Source organism: Gracilibacillus sp. YIM 98692, assembly GCF_010993965.1.
Classification (GTDB): Bacteria; Bacillota; Bacilli; order Bacillales; family Amphibacillaceae; genus Gracilibacillus.
The window spans coordinates 33,023-52,144 of record NZ_WIXM01000003.1 but is presented as its reverse complement, the minus strand read 5'-3'; the positions used below and the strand labels follow the sequence as shown (position 1 = coordinate 52,144).

Genomic DNA, 19,122 nt, shown 5'->3' with positions numbered 1-19,122 from the left:
GGAGTTAATATGATGTCTAATTTGCTAGAATTATCAGATGTGTCTAAGCAATATGGCCAAAACACTATAGCATTATCTAATATTAACTTCTCCGTAAAAGAAGGAGAGTTTATTTCCGTCATTGGTCCTTCCGGTGCCGGAAAGTCAACTCTCCTTCGTTGTATTAATCGTATGATTGATGCGACAAGCGGAGAAATAGTTTTTGATGGTGTCGATGCACTGGAGTTGAAAAAAAGAGACTTAAGAAGACTTAGAACAAAGATTGGAATGATTTTTCAACACTATAATTTGGTAGAAAGATTGTCAGTCATTGAGAATGTATTACATGGCCGATTAGGCTATAAATCTACCCTAGCAGGTGCATTAGGTTTGTATACACAGAAAGAAAAAGAACAAGCGATTCATTTATTAAATATGCTTGGTTTGGAAGACCAAATATTTAAACGAAGCGATCAACTAAGTGGGGGGCAAAAGCAAAGAGTAGGTATTGCTAGAGCATTAGTGCAAGATCCTAAGATGTTGTTATGTGACGAACCAATTGCTTCTTTAGATCCGAATGCCTCAAAAGTTATTATGGATTATCTGCAGAATATTTCAAGGTCGATGGGGATTACTGTATTGGTTAACTTACATCAAGTTGATGTTGCCTTAAAATATAGTGACCGCATTATTGGAGTTAGCCAAGGGGAAATTGTTTATGATGGATCACCAGCACAAATGACACAAGAGCAAATTCACCATATTTATGGATCAGAAGCTGGTGAATTAATCATGGATACGGAAGAGGAGAAAAATCATGCAGGATAATTTCTTCTTTAAGAAACGATTACAATCTATTTTTATACTAATTTTTTTATTGTTTATCACCTATGGTGCCATCATCATTACGGAATATAACGTGATAGAAGGTTTTACTTCTATCCCGTTGGCGATTGTTTGGGGAGTAACTAATTTTTATCCAACAGTTGCTTCGTTGGATAAACTGCCAACCATTATGTTGAGTTTATGGGAAACTATTTTAATTTCAATAGGTGCTGCAACGGTCGCAGCAATGTTTGCCCTTGTTTTTGCTGTGTTGGGATCTAACACAACAAAAGTTAATAATTTTTTCGCTACGATTTGCCGTTTCTGTGCTACTTTTTTTCGGAATATTGATGTCGCTGTTTGGTCTATGATCTTACTATTTTCCTTTGGACAGAGTGCGTTAACAGGCTATTTTGCCTTGTTTTTTGTTTCTTTTGGTTTCTTGACAAGGGCTTTTATTGAACGATTGATGAAGTTAGTAATAGTGGTGTAGAGGCTTTACGTGCAACTGGAGCAAGCTATAGCTCCATTATTATTCATTCTGTAATCCCTTCTAGTGCTTCACAAATGCTAAGCTGGCTCTTATTTATGATTGAAACAAATATTAGAAGTGCTACCTTGATTGGAATTCTAACTGGTACAGGTATTGGGTTTGTCTTTGATTTATATTATAAATCAGTTGATTATAATACAGCTAGTTTAGTAGTAATTGCAATTGCCGTTTCTATTTTAATGCTTGAAGCTGTTTCTAATTATATTAGAAGGGTGATTTTGTAAATGAGAATGGAAGATACTAATAAAAGTACCGTGTTGACTCAAAGTAAACCAATAAAGGTTAAGCCATTAAATAAGACTGCGATAGTTATTCGGTCTACTCTTTTTTGTTTAATTGCTTTAACCATTTTAGGTTTTTGGACTTATGATTATAAAGAAGTGGGTCTAGTCGAAGGGATTTTATCAACCATTGCTAATTTTACGGTAATGTTTACAGAACCGCATTTTAGTCATTTTACATTTACCGAAGGTCTATACCAAGTCTTGATTACAATTGGATTAGCCTTATTAACAACCTTAATCGGAGCGGTCATTTCATTGTTTTTAGGGTTATTTGCTTCTGAAAACTTATCTTCGCGAAAGGTTTCCAATGGTATTAAAACTATTGTTGCATTTATTCGGGCGGTTCCTACTGTCTTATGGGTATTAATTTTTGCAGTTGCTGCTGGTCTTGGCAGTGTGGCTGCTGTGATTGGTATGACTTTTCACACTGTAGGTTATTTAATTAAAGCATATTCTGAATCATTTGAAGAATTAGATGAAGGAGTTATTGAAGTATTAAAGGCGAGTGGTGCCAATTGGTGGCAAATTATTTGGCAAGCAGTACTTCCTTCTAGTATTACATACCTCATATCGTGGACTTTCCTCAGATTTGAAATTAATTTTGCTGTCGCAGTTGCAATGGGAGCTGCAGCTGGCGCAGGAGGTATTGGATATGATCTCTTTATGGCAAGTTCTTTCTACTTAGATTTACGTGAATTAGGAACGATTACTGTCTATATTCTTATCTTTGCTATTTTGTTAGAAGTTGTAGCAATAAGAGTAAAACGTCATCTGAAAACAGCTTAACGAAAAAACCGTATGAAAAGGGCGGCTTTTCATACGGTTTTTTCATTTACACTCTAATAATGAAGGATTTCCACAATTGGGAGATGAGTTTAAGTCCTAATACTGAAAAATCTCAAAATTTACATAATTTAATCATAAATTTACACTCATTTTACCATTGTCACTTGTTAATAAGTTAGATTATCAGTAAGACATCCAATAAGGGAGAGTAGAGTAATGAAACAAGCGAAGACTGTAACCTCTCATCTGCAAATTGCTGAGGATTTAATCACTAAGATTCGTCTAGGGGAATACCAAGCAAACGAGAAAATCCCATCAGAACATACATTATGTCAGAAGTATCAAGTTCCGCGTCATATGGTTAGACAAGCTATTGCACGACTTACAAACCTAGGCTGGGTTACCCCTGTCCAAGGAAAAGGTTCCTATATTAAGCAAAAGCCAAAACCTATTCCCTATATCCTATCAGCCGAGACAAGCTACTCTAACAACATGCAAGAACAAGGGATTGATCATACAAGTAAACTTATTGACTGGGAAATAACCAATCCTAATCAGGAGGAAAAATCTAAACTGAAACTTGGAAATGGTGAAAAAGTCTATCGATTAGAAATTGTAAGATTCGCTCGTAAGCAGCCAATGTCGATAACAACGACAACATTACCGAAAGTGGAATTTCCTAATTTGGAAAAACATTTCATTCATTTTAAATCGTTGTATCGTATTTTTTTAGATCATTACCAGTTGCAACCAGTACGATCAATGACTAAATTTCAAGCGATTTTGCCATTATTAAGCGATGCGGAAATGTTGGGAATTCCTGAAAATATACCCATTATCCAAATGGAAAGCATGGTGAACCATCCAAATGGGGTACCTATTGAATATAACATTTCTAGGATAAGAGGAGATATGCACCAATGCGTGGTAGAATTTTAAGTTTTAGAAAGGAGCTATTATGAAAAAATCTAGATTAACAAAAATACTCATAGAGGGAGATTCTCAATTAATAAAAGATTTAGCGTCACAAGTGGAAAATAATTACCTTATACAAACAGAAAAACCACCTCAAACAGGATTAACTATGGTTAAAGTAAAAGATTCGATATCGAATAATCCATTCTATATGGGAGAAGTACTTGTTACGGAATGTACGGTTTCCATTAATGGCACATTTGGAATGAGTGTAATTATGGGAGAAAAAGCGGAAACTGCCTATCAAATTGCCATTATAGATGCTGCGATGAACAGTAATTTGCCGATGACGAAAGATTGGTTCCATCTACTTTTACAGGAAGAGAAAAATATAGATAAACGACAACAAAAAGAGTTAGCAATGGTGAATCAAACAAAAGTACATTTTAATACAATGGAGGATTACAATGATAAAAGCTAATAACAATCCATTTGATGTAACGAGTGATACACAAGAAATTTATCGAAAATTATTAGGTGGCATGGCACGACCAGGCAGCATACAATCAATTCAGAAATCTGCACAAAAATTATCAGCTATTTCAAAAGAAGGTGCGTCTCTTCTAGCTATAGCACTTACTTTATTAGATAAGGAAGCATCTTTTCACTTTATGACAAATGATAAGGAAGAATGGAACCATTATATTAAATGGCAGACATTCAGTGAGCCGGAAACGATACAACAAGCGGATTATCTTTTTGTAAACCAGTTATTAAATGAAGCAGAAATAGCACAACTATTACAGAAAGTCAAAAAAGGGTCATTAGAAGAACCATACAATAGTGCAACACTGATCATTCGGGTCGACAATATATCAAGCAATAAAAGCAACGGGAACATATTAAAACTTAGTGGTCCTGGAATTAATGGCAGCTCCATCTGTTATATGAATGGCATATCAAATTCGTGGTTTACATTTAGAGAAAGTCTTAACTCTGAATATCCAATGGGAGTAGATTTCATTTTTACAACAGAATCTGGAGAATTCATTGCGATTCCTAGAACAACTGTTGTGGAAACGGAGGGAGTTTAAATGGGTTATGTAGCGGTTACCGGAGGGCAAAGGGCGATTGAAAAGGCGAATCAATTGGTTGATCAGTATCGATTGCAAGATGCGGAGAAGGCTTTAGAAACAAATGAAATTCAGAGCCAATTACGATTACTGATAGATCGAGTAATGGGAGAAGGTGGGCTTTATGCACCAGAATATGCTGCCATAGCTTTAAAGCAAGCAGAAGGTGACCCAGCAGAGGCTGCTTTCCTTCTACGTGCCTATCGTTCTACATTACCAAGGAATTATTATTCTCGTCTAATAGAGCCCGGTGATATGCGCGTGATACGAAGAATCTCTTCTTCCTTTAAAGACATTCCTGGTGGACAAATGCTTGGCCCCACATATGACTACACACACCGGTTGTTAAATTTTGATATGCGAAATGAAAAAGGTGCTGTAAAGGAGTTTTTAGAAAGACTTGGCTTGGGGGAAAAGGAGATAGAGAACGCTTCTTCATCAGGAAAATTTCAAAAGGTGATAGATCTATTACGAGAACAAGGCTTAATGGCAGAAAGAACATCAGACGATCAAATACCTTTTGATATTACTAGAGATAAATTGAACTTCCCAACAACAAGATCTGCTAGATTGCAGCTTTTATCAAGAGGAGAAACAGGGGCGATGACAGCTTTAGCATATAGCAGTATGAGAGGTTATGGTGCCGTACACCCAACTATTGGTGAGCTTCGAGTAGGATACTTAGAAGTACATATACCATATCCACTTGACGATGATGATTCTATTTATATTGGAGAGATATTGACTACAGAAGTAGAAACGATTAATTCTTTTACACAGAACGATCAAGATGATGTGGAATTTATGCTCGGTTATGGGATGACATTTGGTCAAAACGAAGTAAAGGCTATTGCAATGGCTATTTTAGAGCGAAGCTTAGAAACATCTGGTTCATCTCCAACACAAGATGAAGAGTTTGTATTATTGCATATTGATAGTGTGGAAGCAAATGGCTTTGTGTCCCATTTGAAACTACCCCATTATACCACTTTTCAGTCGATGTTAGACCGAATCCGAACAGCGCAGAAAGAACAAGAAAAAATAGAAGTCAAAAGTTAAAGTGAAAATTTAAAAAGAAAGGATCGGTATCGATATGAGTTTTCAAGTCGTAAGAGAATATAATTATGCCTTTTTAGATGAAGGGTCCAAAAAAGAAATTAGAAGAACCACACTTAAAGCTATTGCTATCCCTGGTTGTCAAGTGCCTTTTGCTTCAAGAGAAATGCCCATTGGAAGAGGCTGGGGTACTGGAGGCTTACAATTAACTCTTTCTTTAATTGGTGATAATGATCGCTTGAAGGTAATCGACCAAGGAAATGATGATAGTGTGAACGCTGTTAGTATTAAACGTTTAGTTGAAAATTGCACGAATGTAGCAACAACGAATCAATCAGAGCAAGCTACATTGATACAAACAAGACATCGTATACCAGAAATTCCATTAAGAAAAGATCAAATATTAGTGTTTCAAGTACCTTTGCCAGAACCACTAAGAAGAACAGAGCCAAAAGAGGAAATTACAAGACGATTACATGCGGAAATGGAATATAGCAGTATTTGGCTTCGCTTGTATGAAGATATTATCAAATGGGGAGATATTACGATCGGTGCGGATTATCCTTGTATGGTCCATCAACGGTATGTATTTAATCCAAGTCCTATCCCACGATATGACTTACCGAAGCTGCATCAAGCAAATGGACTCTATTTATTTGGTGCAGGAAGAGAAAAGAAAATATATGCTGTTCCGCCATATACAGATGTCGTGCCATTACAGTTTGAAGATTATCCTTTCCAAGTAGAAAGCTTTGAAGGATTAATGTGTCACTTATGTGGCAGTGACTCTTCCTTTTTGGACGAAGTGTATGACGCTGATTCGGGCGAGAAAAAGTATCAATGTTCTGATACTGGTTACTGTGAAGCAAGGCAACAAGAAAGGGGGAAGGTAGAATGGAATGGGGATCTGTAAAAGATATGGAGGAAAACCCTATTTTATCTGTGCGGCATTTAAACAAACGATATGGAAAAGGATGCAAGCATTGTGAATCTTTTGACATGCTGGATAAAGAAACTAATCAATGCCCTCATTGTGGAAGTGTCTGGGCTTGTAAAAAAGTTAGCTTTGATTTATATGAGGGGGAAATTATTGGAATCGTTGGCGAAAGTGGTTCAGGTAAAAGTTCTTTAGTGAAAAGTTTATATTTTGATGATGATGTTTTATCTGGCAGTGCCACAATCTCCAAGTACAAACATGGACAGCGCAATATATTTCAAGTTTCCTCACAACAAAAACGATATATTCGTAATCATTTAATGGGAATGGTTTATCAAAACCCTTGGTTAGGACTTAAGATGTCCTTTTCTAGTGGAGGAAATATTGCAGAGAAGTTAATTTCAGCGGGAACTTATCATGTGGGTAATATTCGGGATCGAGCATCTCAATTGCTAGAACATGTCGAGATTCCACTAAGTAGAATGGATGAATTGCCGAAAAATTTTAGTGGAGGTATGCAGCAGCGTGTGCAAATTTCTAAGGCGCTTGCGAATAACCCGCCCATTCTTTTATTGGATGAGGTAACGACAGGGCTGGATTTATCCGTTCAGGCTAGGGTCTTAGATTTGATTCGAAACATTCAGCGGGAATTTGGTGTTGGCATGATCGTTGTATCCCATGATCTAGGAGTTATTCGAATGTTAGCAGATCGAACCATGGTCATGAGGTATGGAAGTGTAGTAGAAGAAGGTTTAACAGACCAAATATTAGAAGATCCCCACCACGCATACACTCAGCAACTAGTACATTCTTTATTATAAGTTTCTTTCACATTATTTGTTGTTTTATAACACAGTAGAACAAAACTGCGACATAAGCCTTAAAAAAGCTCTGAATACTGCTCCAGAAATATACTTCGCTTTCCGGGGGCACGGCTTCAGCTTCCTCGGCAGCAAGCTGCCTGCGGGATCTTCAGCTCGCGCTGTTCCCCCAGGAGTCTACGTATATTTCTTCCGTTTGTGAGTAGTAAGAATATGTTTTTTTCTCACTTAAAACGAGCACCCATCCAAGCTGCGGAAAACTACGAGACTCCTGTGGGAAAGGAACAGTCTGAAGACCCCGCAGCGAGCGCTTTTTGCTCGTGAGGAGGCTGAAGCGTTCCCCACGGAAAGCGAGTGGTTTTCCGCAGCGACGATTAAGCACTCATTGAAGACGAGTAGGATAAGTTATTGCGTAGTTTATGGATATTGTGCCATAAGGTTTATTGTAATAGCTACATTTTTTTAGAAAATAGTCTGACTTTATAGAAATAAAAAGGACGAGGTGACTTATGCATCTAAAGCGAACCATTTATAATGCCAATATTGTGACACCGACGGAAGTGATTAAACAGGGGAGTATCGTAATAGAAGGGAATTCGATTACTAAGATTTACAGAGGAAATCCTACTAATGTCCAATCAGTTGATATTAATGCATCAGGAAAATGGGTGATTCCTGGATTAATAGATTCCCATAGCGATGCAATCGAAATGGAGTTGGAGCCAAGGCCAAACAGCAATGTACCGATGGAAATATCATTCTATGAATTAGAAAAAAAATTAGTTGGAGAAGGTATTACGACGATTTATCACTCGTTATCCTTATTAGAAGATAATGCGAATAAATGGATTCGCAGAACAGACACCGCACTGCAAATGATTCGGGATATCAAACGATTATCCATTGGTCAGCACCTAATTAGGCACAAGACACACCTTCGATATGAAATTACCAATCTATCAGCGTTTGAAGAAGTAAAACAAATGATACGCGATCATCAAATTGATCAGTTATCTTTCATGGATCATACTCCAGGGCAAGGGCAATTTAGAGATTTAGAGGTTCATAAGCATTTTCTAATGGCACACCGTCATCATACGGAGGAAGCAGCAGAACAATTAATTCAAGAGAGTAAAAAACAAAAAAAATTAGATCCAGAAGCGTTACAAAAATTAGCCAATCTCGCTCATGACTATCATATTCCTATAGCTTCACATGATGATGATACAGTAGAAAAATTATCCTTGGTAAAAGATTGGAATGCCCAAATTAGTGAATTTCCTATCGAATTAGAAGTGGCAAAGAAAGCTAAAGAAATGGGATTATTTGTAGTAATGGGAGCACCTAATGCATTGTTAGGGAAATCTCATAGTAACAATTTATCTGCATTAGAGGCAGTAAAGCATAATGCAGTCGACATGTTTTGTTCTGATTATTATCCATCTTCTTTATTGCATACAACTTTTAAGCTATATCATCAAGGAATGCCGCTGCATCAGGCTGTGAATATGGTATCGTTAAATCCCGCTAAAGCATTAAATATCTCGGATCAATTAGGATCGATTGAGATCGGAAAAGACGCTGATATCCTCCTCATTAGTGAAGATGGTAAACGTCCTGTGATAGAGACAGTGATGGTAAAAGGGAAGGTTATTTGTGAAATGAACTATCAACTTCCTGTAAAAGAGGAAGAACTATCTACGTCTAACGTGTGAAAGGTTGGTATAAATGGATGAATTATTAGTCATAAAAGACTTAGAAAAAACGTTTCAGATGAATCAAATGAATGATGAGAAAAAAATCATAGGATGTAAAGGGATAAATCTTACTATACGCACAGGCGAATTTGTTGGCATCACTGGTGAAAGTGGTGCTGGAAAATCAACTATTTTAAAAAGTATTTATCGTACGTACACACCGACAAAAGGTTGTATACATTATCAATCAAACCGTTTTGGAATGATCGATTTAGTTCGCGCGTCGGACCGAAAGATGATTGCCGTTCGAAAAAATGAGATCGGTTATGTGTCTCAGTTTCTACATGCCATGCCAAGAATTACTGCATTAAAAATGGTGATGGACGCCATTGTGGAGATGGGCGAAGATATTAATATTGCCGAACAAAAAGCAAAAGATATTTTAACTCATTTCCGTTTACCTTCTGCGTTATGGGATTCTTTTCCTCGTACCTTTAGCGGAGGGGAAAAGCTTCGTTTAAATCTGGCAAAAGCTATGGTGAAACGTCCTAAACTATTATTATTAGATGAACCGACGGCATCTTTAGATCACCAGTCCAAACAATCGGTAAAAGAAATGATTATACAATTAAAAAAAGAAGGAACAACCATGATAGGTATTTTTCATGATTTAGATTTTATGGAAGAAGTAGTAGATCAATCATACATGCTTGCTAATGGACAAATGGAAAAGAGGTTGATGACTCATGGTTAGTGCAGTAGAACTTAATATTCAACCCCTGTATAAGAGAGAGTTAGCAGTATATGTTCAATTGTTATCAGAACTGGGCGAAGAAAACCCAATCTCATTAGAAGAAGCGGAAACATTATTTGAGAAAATTTCTAATTACCCTTTTTATCATATTTACACAATCAAACAGCACGATGAAATCATTGGATCATTTACCCTAATTGTGATTGATAATTTTGCTCATGGCGGATTAAAATTTGGAGTGCTTGAGAATGTGGTCGTACATCCAGATATGCAACGCATGGGGATAGGTAAGTTTATGATGCAACAAGCGCTTCATATTGCAAAAAAGAATGGCTGTTATAAATTAATATTAGCAAGCAATAAACAGAGAAAAAATGCTCATGCTTTTTATGAATCGTTAGGTTTTCAACAACACGGCATAAGCTATGTCACGGAGTTGGTCGAATGAAGATAGATTTACATTGTCATACTAATATATCCGATAATTCAATGTCTATGGAAGAAGTTATTTATGAAGCGAAACAACATGAGGTAACACACCTTGCTATTACCGATCATGATACAACCATTGGTTTACAAAAAGCGATCCAAATTGGCAAAGAACACGGAATAGAAATTATACCAGGTATTGAGATTTCAGCATATGATTATAAACGTAATAGACGTGCTCATATATTAGGGGTATTTGTTACTCCAGGTCACCAAGCCATCGACCAATTATGTAAACCGCTCATAGAAAAACGGCATCATGCTTGTTATGAAATGGTTTGTCAGATTATCAAAGCAGGATATGATATTACTTGGGAGGAAGTAAAGAGCTATAGTCAAAACGGTACAGGTGTTTATAAACAACATATTATGCATGCTTTACTAGCAAAAGGATATACCAATCAAATATTTGGTGACCTTTATAAAAAGTTATTTTCTAGAGGAACGAACGGTCAATCACCAGGGATTGCTTATATTCCTATTCGCTATATAGATGCTATAGATGCGATTCAAGTGGTTAAAAAAGCAGGTGGTATTCCGATTTTAGCACATCCAGGACAATTTAATAATTTCGAAGCTGTAAGTGATTGGGTAGACGTTGGTTTACAAGGAATAGAAGTCCATCACCCACTTCACGATGAGACTGACCGTAAAAAAGCAATGAAGCTAGCAGAAGAATTCCAATTATGTAAAACAGGCGGTTCAGACTTTCATGGTTTTTATAGTGATACGCAATCTGTTCTAGGGGCTTATCCAACAGAGATAGAGTGGTTTATGGAGTTGAAAAATAAGAAGTTTGACTTAAAAGAATATAAGACTTAGTGACTATCCAAGTTTTATATTCTATGAGACAAGAAAAGCCGTATAAAGTAGCTAATAGAATACTAATGCTTTCTCAAATCTCCGAAAATTAGCTTATTGGCAATGGGAGGCTCTTTCAATCCGCATGTAAATCTTGCCAACCAATGATCGTTAACGAAGAGGATCAATTAACTAAAGTAGAAAATGATCGTCATCCATGGCTTGAACCTTTTCATTAATGGTATACTAAAATAGCTGTCCATCGTACACTTAAAGCATTGAGGAGATTTATTTATGAAGCAGTTTATCCATTGGGGGTTAAGGCTTTCTATTATTTTATATACAATATCCCATTTCTTAACCTATTTTCACCCTAGTAAGACAGGAAATATTTTTCTGGTGATATGGGGGATATGCTTATTGTTTTTTACCTTATTAAAAACACCAATACATCAAATTAAAATGCCATTTGGTCTTGTCATAGCGGGACTTGTTATTATATTAGTGACAGATACGTCGCTGATGGACGGGGTATACAATGGCATGTTACAGATGCGTAATATGATTGCCCTATTAGTCGTTGTGCCAATGATTAGTTGGGTACTTCATGAAGAGGACTATATTGAATCCTTTTTAGGTATCGCTCATAAATTACTTGATACAAGCAGAAAATTTTATTTTGGAATTATATCTTTTACCCAGATCATTGCTTATTTTCTTCTATTTGGTTCTATCACCATGATGTATCAATTTGCAAGCTACATCTTAAAAGATGAAAAAGGGGAAGTATGGGAAAATTATAAAGGAACAGCATTAATCAGAGGTTTTTCCCTTTCTGTTATGTGGGTAGTCAGTATACCCAGCTTTGCTTATGCGATAGAAGTGATCAATGCGCCATTAGGTATATCCATTTTCCAAGGATTATTGATTTCCATCGGTGGCGTTGTTATTGCTCTTCTTTTTTCCTATCTGGATGAAAAGCGATATGGAGTATCGTTAACAACAGGACTGCAAACGGAAATAGATGAAGTATTACATCAACACACCAATTATAGTAAAATGACTCGAAATGTCATTGAGTTTGTGGTTTTATTTATCACCTTATTTGGTTCGATTTTTGTGCTGCAGGCATTTTTGACAATAGAATTATTAGTGCTCATTCCGCTTGTAGTATTGGTTTGGATTTTAAGCTTTTATGTAGTTAAAGGAAGAGCGAAAAAACTATGGAAAGAAGTGCACTTTTTTGTACAAAAAGGGGTAGACAAACAAGCTTATCAACTTTGCGTCATGCTTGGAGCCGGTACATTAATTTTTGCTCTTAATCAAACAGCATTTGCTTCAGTTGTTGTGAACGGTATCTATCAGCTGCAAGAACACATTCCTTTTTTGAATGTGTTATATTTCCTTCCATTTATTATTATTATATTGGGATTTATCGGACTTGGCCCTTTAACTGTAATGGTTTTAGTCGGAGGTATATTACAGTCGATCCAGTTACCTTATCCACCTGAATTAATTGTCCTTGCCATTAGTTCGGGGAGTGCGATATCGATTTTATTATCTCCATTAATAATGCCTTTAATTGCACTAAGTAGTGTAAATGGTTTGAATCCAGTGAAAAATGGATTGCAGTTTAATTGGAAATACGGGTTGACGCTGTATATCATGGTACAAGTTTATATACAAGTTCGGATTTTCATTTTATAAAGAGAGACTTCCGTCAGTGGGGGAATGAAGAGTTCCCACTGATGGTTAGCGAAACTTATCAGGGTGCTACCGTCCGCTATCCCCCACTTATCCTTCTTATAATTCTAAGTCTAGAAAAAGGGATTTTACGGACGGTTGTTCACCGTAATAAAGAGAAACTTCCATCAGTAGGGGATACGAACGAATGTTTTGCAAATTTCACAGCATTCTTCTTTTTGTTCTAGAATATGTATGCGATTTCATATATAATATGAAGAAAAGAGGAGGATTGGTAAATGAAACAGAAGCCGATTTATTATGATGGATCTGGTCCATTAAATGGAAACAAAGTGATGGAGCAGTCTAAGCCAATCAACATTACAAAAGAAGTACGAAAAAATTTATGTGGTAACCCATACCAGCCAAATTAAACGAAATGACTCAAAAATATCAGGGAGCTGTCTTCTAGGACAGCTCTTTTTTACTATAAAAGATATAGTTTCTTGGAACCTTTCTGAGTTTAATAGATTGACTTTTAGTAGTCTTATCATTTAGTATAATTTTGTGCTTAAATTATCTTTAATTCGAGATAAATTACAACATATTAGGAAAAGGATGAGGAAATATGGCAAAAGTATTATATATTACAGCACATCCAAACGATGAGAAGCAATCATTTAGTATGGCTGCTGCAAAATCTTTTATTGAAACATATAAAGAGGTAAACCCTAACGATGAGGTTACTCACATTGATTTATACAAAGAATACGTACCATTTATTGATGGGGATGTATTCCAAGGATGGGGTAAACTTCAATCAGGACAAGGATTTGATGACCTTTCTGAGGAAGAACAAAAAAAAGTTGGCCGTTTAGCTGAATTAAATGAACAGTTCATTGAAGCGGATAAGTATGTATTTGTGACACCATTATGGAATTTCTCTTTCCCACCAGTCATGAAAGCTTATATTGATGCAGTAGCTGTTGCAGGAAAATCTTTTAAATATACAGAAGAAGGCCCAGTTGGTCTATTAACAGATAAAAAAGCTCTACACATTCAGGCACGTGGCGGTGTTTATTCAGAAGGTCCTGCTGCTGGAATGGAAATGGGCCATCGTTACTTGAATACAGTGATGAACTTCTTTGGTGTTCCATCCTTTGAAGGACTATTTATCGAAGGGCATAATGCTATGCCGGATAAAGCAGAACAAATTAAAGACGATGGTATCAAACGCGCAACAGAACTAGCACAAACATTCTAATAAATAGTAAAAGCTCAACATCCTAAGACGGATGTTGAGCTTTTTTTCTATTATGATGCAGCAATAATTTTCTTAGTTAAGTCCATTGCAACAGGCTCAATTGGCTTAATATTTGTTCGATTCGCTATAAATTCTGGACGTGGTGAAACATTTGCAAATGGGTCAACCAATTGATTTTTTATACTATTAAATACAAAGAAAACATTGCTTCGAGGCATTGGTGAAATATTACTATTAGATCCATGCATGGTGTTACATTCAAAGAATAGAACAGAGCCTGCAGGACCTGTCGCACTATCAATTTTGCCGCCTTTTTCTAACAACCAATGAACACTATCATGATCTGGCACACCAATGTTTTGCATTTTTAATGATTGTTCAAAGTGATTCTCAGGTGTTTCTCCAATACATTGTACATAATAACGGTGAGATCCTGGTATTAATAATAAAGGCCCATTATAATGATAATTATCGGTAAGAATAATACTGCAGCTTACCGCTCTCATATTAGGCATTCCATCTTCCATGTGCCAAGTTTCAAAATCGGAATGCCAATAGAAATCTTTTCCTTTAAAGCCAGGTTTAAAATTAATTCTTGATTGATTTATGTAAACCTGGCTGCCGAGAAGTTGCTCTGCAATGTGAACAATTCGATTTTCGGAAGATAAACGGTGAAAGAATTCATCATTCTGGTGAACATCAAAAACAGAGCGAATTTCTTCACTTTGGGATTCCTTTACTATATGTGGTTCATTAGATCCCTTGTTTTGATCCATATTACGTTTTAATTCTTGTTGTAAAACTTTTACCTCTTCACCTGAGAATAAGTTCGGTAAAAATAGATAACCATTTTTCTCATAATCATCTAGTTGTTGCTGGCTTAAAGGCCCATCTTTTTCCGTGGAGTCATGAATTACGGGATCTTTCCTTTCCAAAATAGAAGGATTGCCTTTTACTCTAGAAGGGTATAAATCTACCATCATCCATCCACTCCTTTGTAAAAAAGTGATATTTTGTTGTGCACTACCAGTATAAGAATCCAAGGCAGGAAACTCAAACCTGATCACACTAAATGTAAGCAAATGTAAGCGAATCAAGAACAATCAAGCCTAATCACATACTGATTATTCGATTTTTTACAATATATCTCCTTCAACCTCCTTCTTTTGTGAAAAATGTTTGGGGATAAATGAGAAGGTGTGCTGCGCTTAGACTATATTTGAAAATAGAACTGTAATGGGGAGATATGCTAGTAATAGAATGGAAATAAGCCGTATCGGATAAGATGATAATACTTGTAAAAGGAGGAGTAAAAATGTGCGGTCGTTTTACATTAGCAACTTCAACAGAATTAATAGAAAGAGAATTAGGAATTGGAATAGAGGGATGGAAACCTAGCTATAATATTGCACCAGCACAGCACGTTTTAGCTGTAGTTGGCACAGATGATGGCAGGAAAGCTGGCCTTTTAAAATGGGGACTTATTCCTAGTTGGGCCAAAGATCTTAAAATAGGCCATAAAATGATCAATGCTCGCAGTGAAACCGTAGATGAAAAGCCGTCTTTTAAAAGGTTATTATCTCGCAGAAGGTGCTTGATCATCGCGGATAGTTTTTATGAATGGAAAAGAGTTGGAAAGGAAAAGTTCCCATATAGAATCACGGTGAATGACGGCAATGTGTTTACCTTTGCTGGCCTATGGGATAGATGGAGACATAATAAAGAAGAAATCGTGACTTGCACGATCTTAACAACGAAACCAAACCAATTAATGTCTTCTATCCATGATCGGATGCCGGTTATTTTAGAGGAAGAAAAACGGAAATATTGGCTTGATAAGGAAGTAGAAGATCGTAAATATTTAAAAAGTCTATTAATGCCTTACTCTGCTAACGACATGTCAGCACACCCTGTTTCTAAAGCAGTTAATAATCCAGGGAATAATGACCAAAGTCTCATTGAAAAAGTTTGAATAATGTACATTCCCCATTTGACTACTGCTGTGTATGTTAAAAATTTTTTGGCTCAAAAGTACACCTTTAGAGCGTTTGTTCATAATATGAAGTAAAGAAAATGAATCCATATACCCAAATTCTCTTGAAAGTAAAGCGCTTTCATTATACAATAAAGGTAGGACAACCAGTTGAGCAGCAGTAGAAGGGATTTGTATTTATATGAAAATGCGAAAAGTAAAAGTATCCGTTATTATTACCGTCTTATTAGTCAGTCTTATCTTTTCAGTAGGTTTTATCAACAATCCAGTGGAAAGTGTTGTTACACTTGAGGGTGTGAAAACTATCGCCCATAGAGGTGCATCAGATCAAGCACCAGAAAATACCATGTCTGCATTCCAAAAAGGGGTCGATTATGGTGCTGATTTTATTGAAGTCGACGTTCATGTGACAAAAGATGATGAGTTAGTGATTATACATGATCTAACCGTAAATCGAACTTCAAATGGCAAGGGAAAAGTCAAAGATTTAACCCTTGAAGAAATAAAACAATTGGATGTTGGCAGCCATTTTCATGCTGATTACAAAGAAGAGAGAATTATTACATTAAATGAATTGTTAGAAGAATTACATGACAAGGTAGGAATTGTCATCGATATAAAGTATCCTGAACTATATATAGGAATAGAAGAAAAGGTAGCGAACATAGTCAAAGACTACCCAAATAGTCAAATTTTTATTCAATCATTTGATTTTGAATCAATGAAAAAAATCAGTTATCTTTTGCCAAATGTAGAGGTCGGACTGTTGGTGTCAAGAAAACAACATCCCATTTCCACAAACGAATGGGATGAAATTTCCGAGTACATGTCATATATCGGCTACAATATTAAACTTTTAAGAGAGCGTATAGTAAGCGAAGCACATCAAAGAGATTTAAAAGTCTTGACATGGACATTAAAGAAAAAACCTCAATTAAACAAAGCTATTTATTTAGGTGTAGATTCTATTGTAACCGATTACAATGACTGGTTTTTAGAAGAACACGTGTTAATAGAGAATCCACTATAAGGAGAGACTTCCATAAGGGAGTTTTACGATTGTTCACCGTAAGGAATGATGAACAAGAAAAACCATGGAGAAAACTCTTCATGGTTTTTTTCTATGCACGTTAGGGAGTAAATAAAATAGTACACATAATCCATATACTACGACATAACTTTTGAAAACTCGTTTCACGATGAGTGCTTAATCGACGCTGCGGAAAAACACTCGCTTTCCGGGGGGGGCAGCACCTCAGCCAGGGGCTACTTGAAATAACCCCTTTGCTCCCTTGCACCGAGGAAGCCTACTACGAAGCTTTACTAGAAGACGCAGGTGCATCCTGTGGGGTCTTTGGAAGCTGCTCTTCCCCCAGGAGTCTCGCATTTTTCCGCAGCTTAGTAAGCTTTTCTATTGATGTGTAAAAAGAAGTTCTGGAAATGTTGATTTCATGAGCTTTCTCCTTTTAAACATCAGGTAATTACTACCAGCGAAGTATGTTGTTGGAGCGTCATAATAGCAGTAACCAAAATGAGGGAGATATAGTCGCACTCCATTTACATTTCACTATTGCACAGTTTGGTTCTATTGCGAATTAGTTTTGAGTAAAGCAGATGGGATCGGATGAGTTATGCCCGTTTTTTAACAGAAGCATTGGGGTGAAAACTGTTCACAAGGCTGTTCTCACAACGATGTTATCAAAAATGTAATAGCATTTAAACTTGTGTTCATACTAATGTTGATGGAAAGATGGAGGTGGATGTGTAAATGAATACAAGTGCGCCAAAGGAAAGAGGTTTAGATCATACTCTTGCGATCATGCAAGAAGGGTATCTCTTTATCCAAAATCGTTTGGATTATTTTCAATCAAATATAGTGGAAACACGCTTATTTGGACAGAAAGTTATTTGCATGAGTGGTGCCGAGGCTGCAAGAATCTTTTATGATTCTGAAAAATTCAAACGTCAAGGTGCAGCACCAAAGCGTGTACAAAAAACATTATTTGGAGTGGGGGCCATTCAATCGATGGATGGACAAGTACATAGGCACCGAAAAGTATTATTTAATGCTTTAATGACACCAACACATCAAAAGCAGATTGCTGAGCTTACATTACATAAATGGAGACAATTTCTCAGCGAGCGTACAAATGGCGGAAAGGTTATTTTATTTGAAGAAGCAAGAAAAGTGTTGTGTGAGGCTGCTTGTGAATGGGCTGGGGTACCGTTAAAGCAAAAAGAGTTGCCAATGAGAGCGAAGGATTTTACGGACATGGTATATGCTTTTGGTACCGTAGGCCCGATACATTGGAGAGGGAGAAAAGCTAGAAAAAGAGCAGAAGCATGGATAAAAGATATTATTCGAGATGTTAGAAAAGGACGTTTGCAAGTACCAAAAGAATCAGCTACGCATCAAATGGCATTTCATCAGCAATTAAATGGAAATCCGTTTGATTTAAATATGGCTGCGATTGAATTAATCAATGTTCTGCGCCCTATTGTTGCTATCTCTACTTTTATCACCTTTGCTGCATTAGCATTATATGAGCATCCTCACTATATAGAAAAACTTCGTCACGGCAGTGAAAAAGATTTAGAAAACTTTTCCCAAGAAGTACGGCGCTATTATCCATTTGCTCCTTTTGTTGGAGCAAGAGTAAATAGGCCATTTATTTGGAATGATTGCAAGTTTTCAAAGGGGATGCTTGTATTACTTGATTTGTATGGAACAAATCATGATACAAATCTATGGGAACAACCGAAAAAGTTTTATCCAGAACGGTTTGATCACATGCCGAAAAATGCTTATCATTTTATGCCGCAAGGCGGTGGTGATGTAGAAAAAGGCCATCGTTGCCCAGGAGAAGGGATAACAGTTGAGGTAATAAAGGCAAGCTTATCCTTTTTATTACACGATATAAAATATGATATACCAAAACAAGATCTTCGTTATAAACTGAATGAAATTCCAACATTACCAACAAGCGGATTTGTGATGAAGCTTCAAAAGAATGAAAAACTGTAAAAAATTTATTATTTTTTACAGCTTTATTTATGAGACTTTTCACTATGTTGCATTTTGTTCTGATGAGAATTTGTTCATGTAAGAACCGGGCAGGTTTTACCCGGATTGTCTTTACACGTCAGGAAAG

General features: G+C 36.5%; 19 protein-coding genes and 1 pseudogene. 19 read left to right on the top strand and 1 reads right to left on the bottom strand.

The window, feature by feature from the left end:
- Positions 1–12 precede the first annotated feature (12 nt).
- The 16 genes and pseudogenes from phnC to GHD00_RS04675 all read left to right on the top strand — a co-directional run bounded on the left by phnC (position 13) and on the right by GHD00_RS04675 (position 13,977).
- Positions 13–807, top strand: a complete 795-nt coding sequence (gene phnC / locus GHD00_RS04745; RefSeq protein ID WP_163537002.1) for a phosphonate ABC transporter ATP-binding protein — start codon at positions 13–15, stop codon at positions 805–807.
- Positions 797–1,581, top strand: a pseudogene (locus GHD00_RS04740) (PhnE/PtxC family ABC transporter permease). Before phnC ends, GHD00_RS04740 begins: the two are co-directional and overlap by 11 nt.
- Positions 1,582–1,587: 6 nt before the next feature.
- Positions 1,588–2,427, top strand: coding sequence for a PhnE/PtxC family ABC transporter permease (locus tag GHD00_RS04735; RefSeq protein WP_205600708.1), 840 nt, complete (start codon positions 1,588–1,590; stop codon positions 2,425–2,427).
- A gap of 216 nt (positions 2,428–2,643) precedes the next feature.
- Complete coding sequence (locus tag GHD00_RS04730; RefSeq protein WP_163537000.1) at positions 2,644–3,366, top strand: GntR family transcriptional regulator; 723 nt, start codon at positions 2,644–2,646, stop codon at positions 3,364–3,366.
- Positions 3,367–3,385: 19 nt separating this feature from the next.
- Positions 3,386–3,823 (top strand): phosphonate C-P lyase system protein PhnG, encoded by a 438-nt coding sequence (phnG, locus tag GHD00_RS04725; RefSeq protein WP_163536999.1) that lies wholly within the window; start codon positions 3,386–3,388, stop codon positions 3,821–3,823.
- The gene (gene phnH, locus GHD00_RS04720; RefSeq protein WP_163536998.1) at positions 3,810–4,436 is read left to right on the top strand and encodes a phosphonate C-P lyase system protein PhnH; all 627 of its coding nucleotides are present in this window, start codon (positions 3,810–3,812) and stop codon (positions 4,434–4,436) included. The genes phnG and phnH overlap by 14 nt, the downstream gene beginning before the upstream one ends.
- Complete coding sequence (locus GHD00_RS04715) at positions 4,437–5,534, top strand: carbon-phosphorus lyase complex subunit PhnI (protein WP_163536997.1); 1,098 nt, start codon at positions 4,437–4,439, stop codon at positions 5,532–5,534. It abuts the gene before it with no gap.
- A 34-nt stretch (positions 5,535–5,568) separates the two neighbouring features.
- Complete coding sequence (locus GHD00_RS04710; protein ID WP_163536996.1) at positions 5,569–6,444, top strand: alpha-D-ribose 1-methylphosphonate 5-phosphate C-P-lyase PhnJ; 876 nt, start codon at positions 5,569–5,571, stop codon at positions 6,442–6,444.
- The gene (locus GHD00_RS04705; RefSeq protein ID WP_240468594.1) at positions 6,426–7,289 is read left to right on the top strand and encodes an ATP-binding cassette domain-containing protein; all 864 of its coding nucleotides are present in this window, start codon (positions 6,426–6,428) and stop codon (positions 7,287–7,289) included. The genes GHD00_RS04710 and GHD00_RS04705 overlap by 19 nt, the downstream gene beginning before the upstream one ends.
- 509 nt (positions 7,290–7,798) lie before the next feature.
- Positions 7,799–9,004: an alpha-D-ribose 1-methylphosphonate 5-triphosphate diphosphatase gene (locus GHD00_RS04700; RefSeq protein WP_163536995.1), complete on the top strand. Its 1,206-nt coding sequence runs from the start codon at positions 7,799–7,801 to the stop codon at positions 9,002–9,004.
- A gap of 13 nt (positions 9,005–9,017) precedes the next feature.
- Complete coding sequence (locus GHD00_RS04695) at positions 9,018–9,740, top strand: phosphonate C-P lyase system protein PhnL (RefSeq protein ID WP_163536994.1); 723 nt, start codon at positions 9,018–9,020, stop codon at positions 9,738–9,740.
- Entirely contained in the window at positions 9,733–10,188 is a 456-nt protein-coding gene (locus GHD00_RS04690) for a GNAT family N-acetyltransferase (RefSeq protein ID WP_163536993.1), read from the top strand. Before GHD00_RS04695 ends, GHD00_RS04690 begins: the two co-directional genes overlap by 8 nt.
- On the top strand, positions 10,185–11,051 hold the full coding sequence (locus tag GHD00_RS04685; protein WP_163536992.1) for a PHP domain-containing protein: 867 nt from the start codon (positions 10,185–10,187) through the stop codon (positions 11,049–11,051). Before GHD00_RS04690 ends, GHD00_RS04685 begins: the two co-directional genes overlap by 4 nt.
- Before the next feature lie 273 nt (positions 11,052–11,324).
- Entirely contained in the window at positions 11,325–12,737 is a 1,413-nt protein-coding gene (locus GHD00_RS04680) for a hypothetical protein (RefSeq protein WP_163536991.1), read from the top strand.
- A 275-nt stretch (positions 12,738–13,012) separates the two neighbouring features.
- On the top strand, positions 13,013–13,147 hold the full coding sequence (locus GHD00_RS21220; protein WP_276208252.1) for a hypothetical protein: 135 nt from the start codon (positions 13,013–13,015) through the stop codon (positions 13,145–13,147).
- 194 nt (positions 13,148–13,341) lie between these two features.
- Positions 13,342–13,977, top strand: coding sequence for an FMN-dependent NADH-azoreductase (locus GHD00_RS04675; protein WP_163536990.1), 636 nt, complete (start codon positions 13,342–13,344; stop codon positions 13,975–13,977).
- Positions 13,978–14,027: 50 nt separating this feature from the next.
- On the opposite strand, the gene thpD is transcribed toward GHD00_RS04675, so the two are convergent.
- Positions 14,028–14,957, bottom strand: coding sequence for an ectoine hydroxylase (gene thpD, locus GHD00_RS04670; protein ID WP_163537196.1), 930 nt, complete (start codon positions 14,955–14,957; stop codon positions 14,028–14,030).
- Positions 14,958–15,292: 335 nt separating this feature from the next.
- Here thpD and GHD00_RS04665 point away from each other — a divergent pair, with 335 nt between their 5' ends.
- The 3 genes from GHD00_RS04665 to cypC all read left to right on the top strand — a co-directional run bounded on the left by GHD00_RS04665 (position 15,293) and on the right by cypC (position 18,995).
- A complete protein-coding gene (locus GHD00_RS04665; protein WP_163536989.1) occupies positions 15,293–15,949 on the top strand; it encodes an SOS response-associated peptidase in 657 nt (218 codons plus the stop codon).
- Positions 15,950–16,151: 202 nt separating this feature from the next.
- The gene (locus tag GHD00_RS04660) at positions 16,152–17,000 is read left to right on the top strand and encodes a glycerophosphodiester phosphodiesterase (protein ID WP_163536988.1); all 849 of its coding nucleotides are present in this window, start codon (positions 16,152–16,154) and stop codon (positions 16,998–17,000) included.
- Positions 17,001–17,738: 738 nt separating this feature from the next.
- The gene (cypC, locus tag GHD00_RS04655) at positions 17,739–18,995 is read left to right on the top strand and encodes a CYP152 family fatty-acid peroxygenase CypC (RefSeq protein ID WP_163536987.1); all 1,257 of its coding nucleotides are present in this window, start codon (positions 17,739–17,741) and stop codon (positions 18,993–18,995) included.
- The last annotated feature ends 127 nt before the right edge of the window (positions 18,996–19,122 follow it).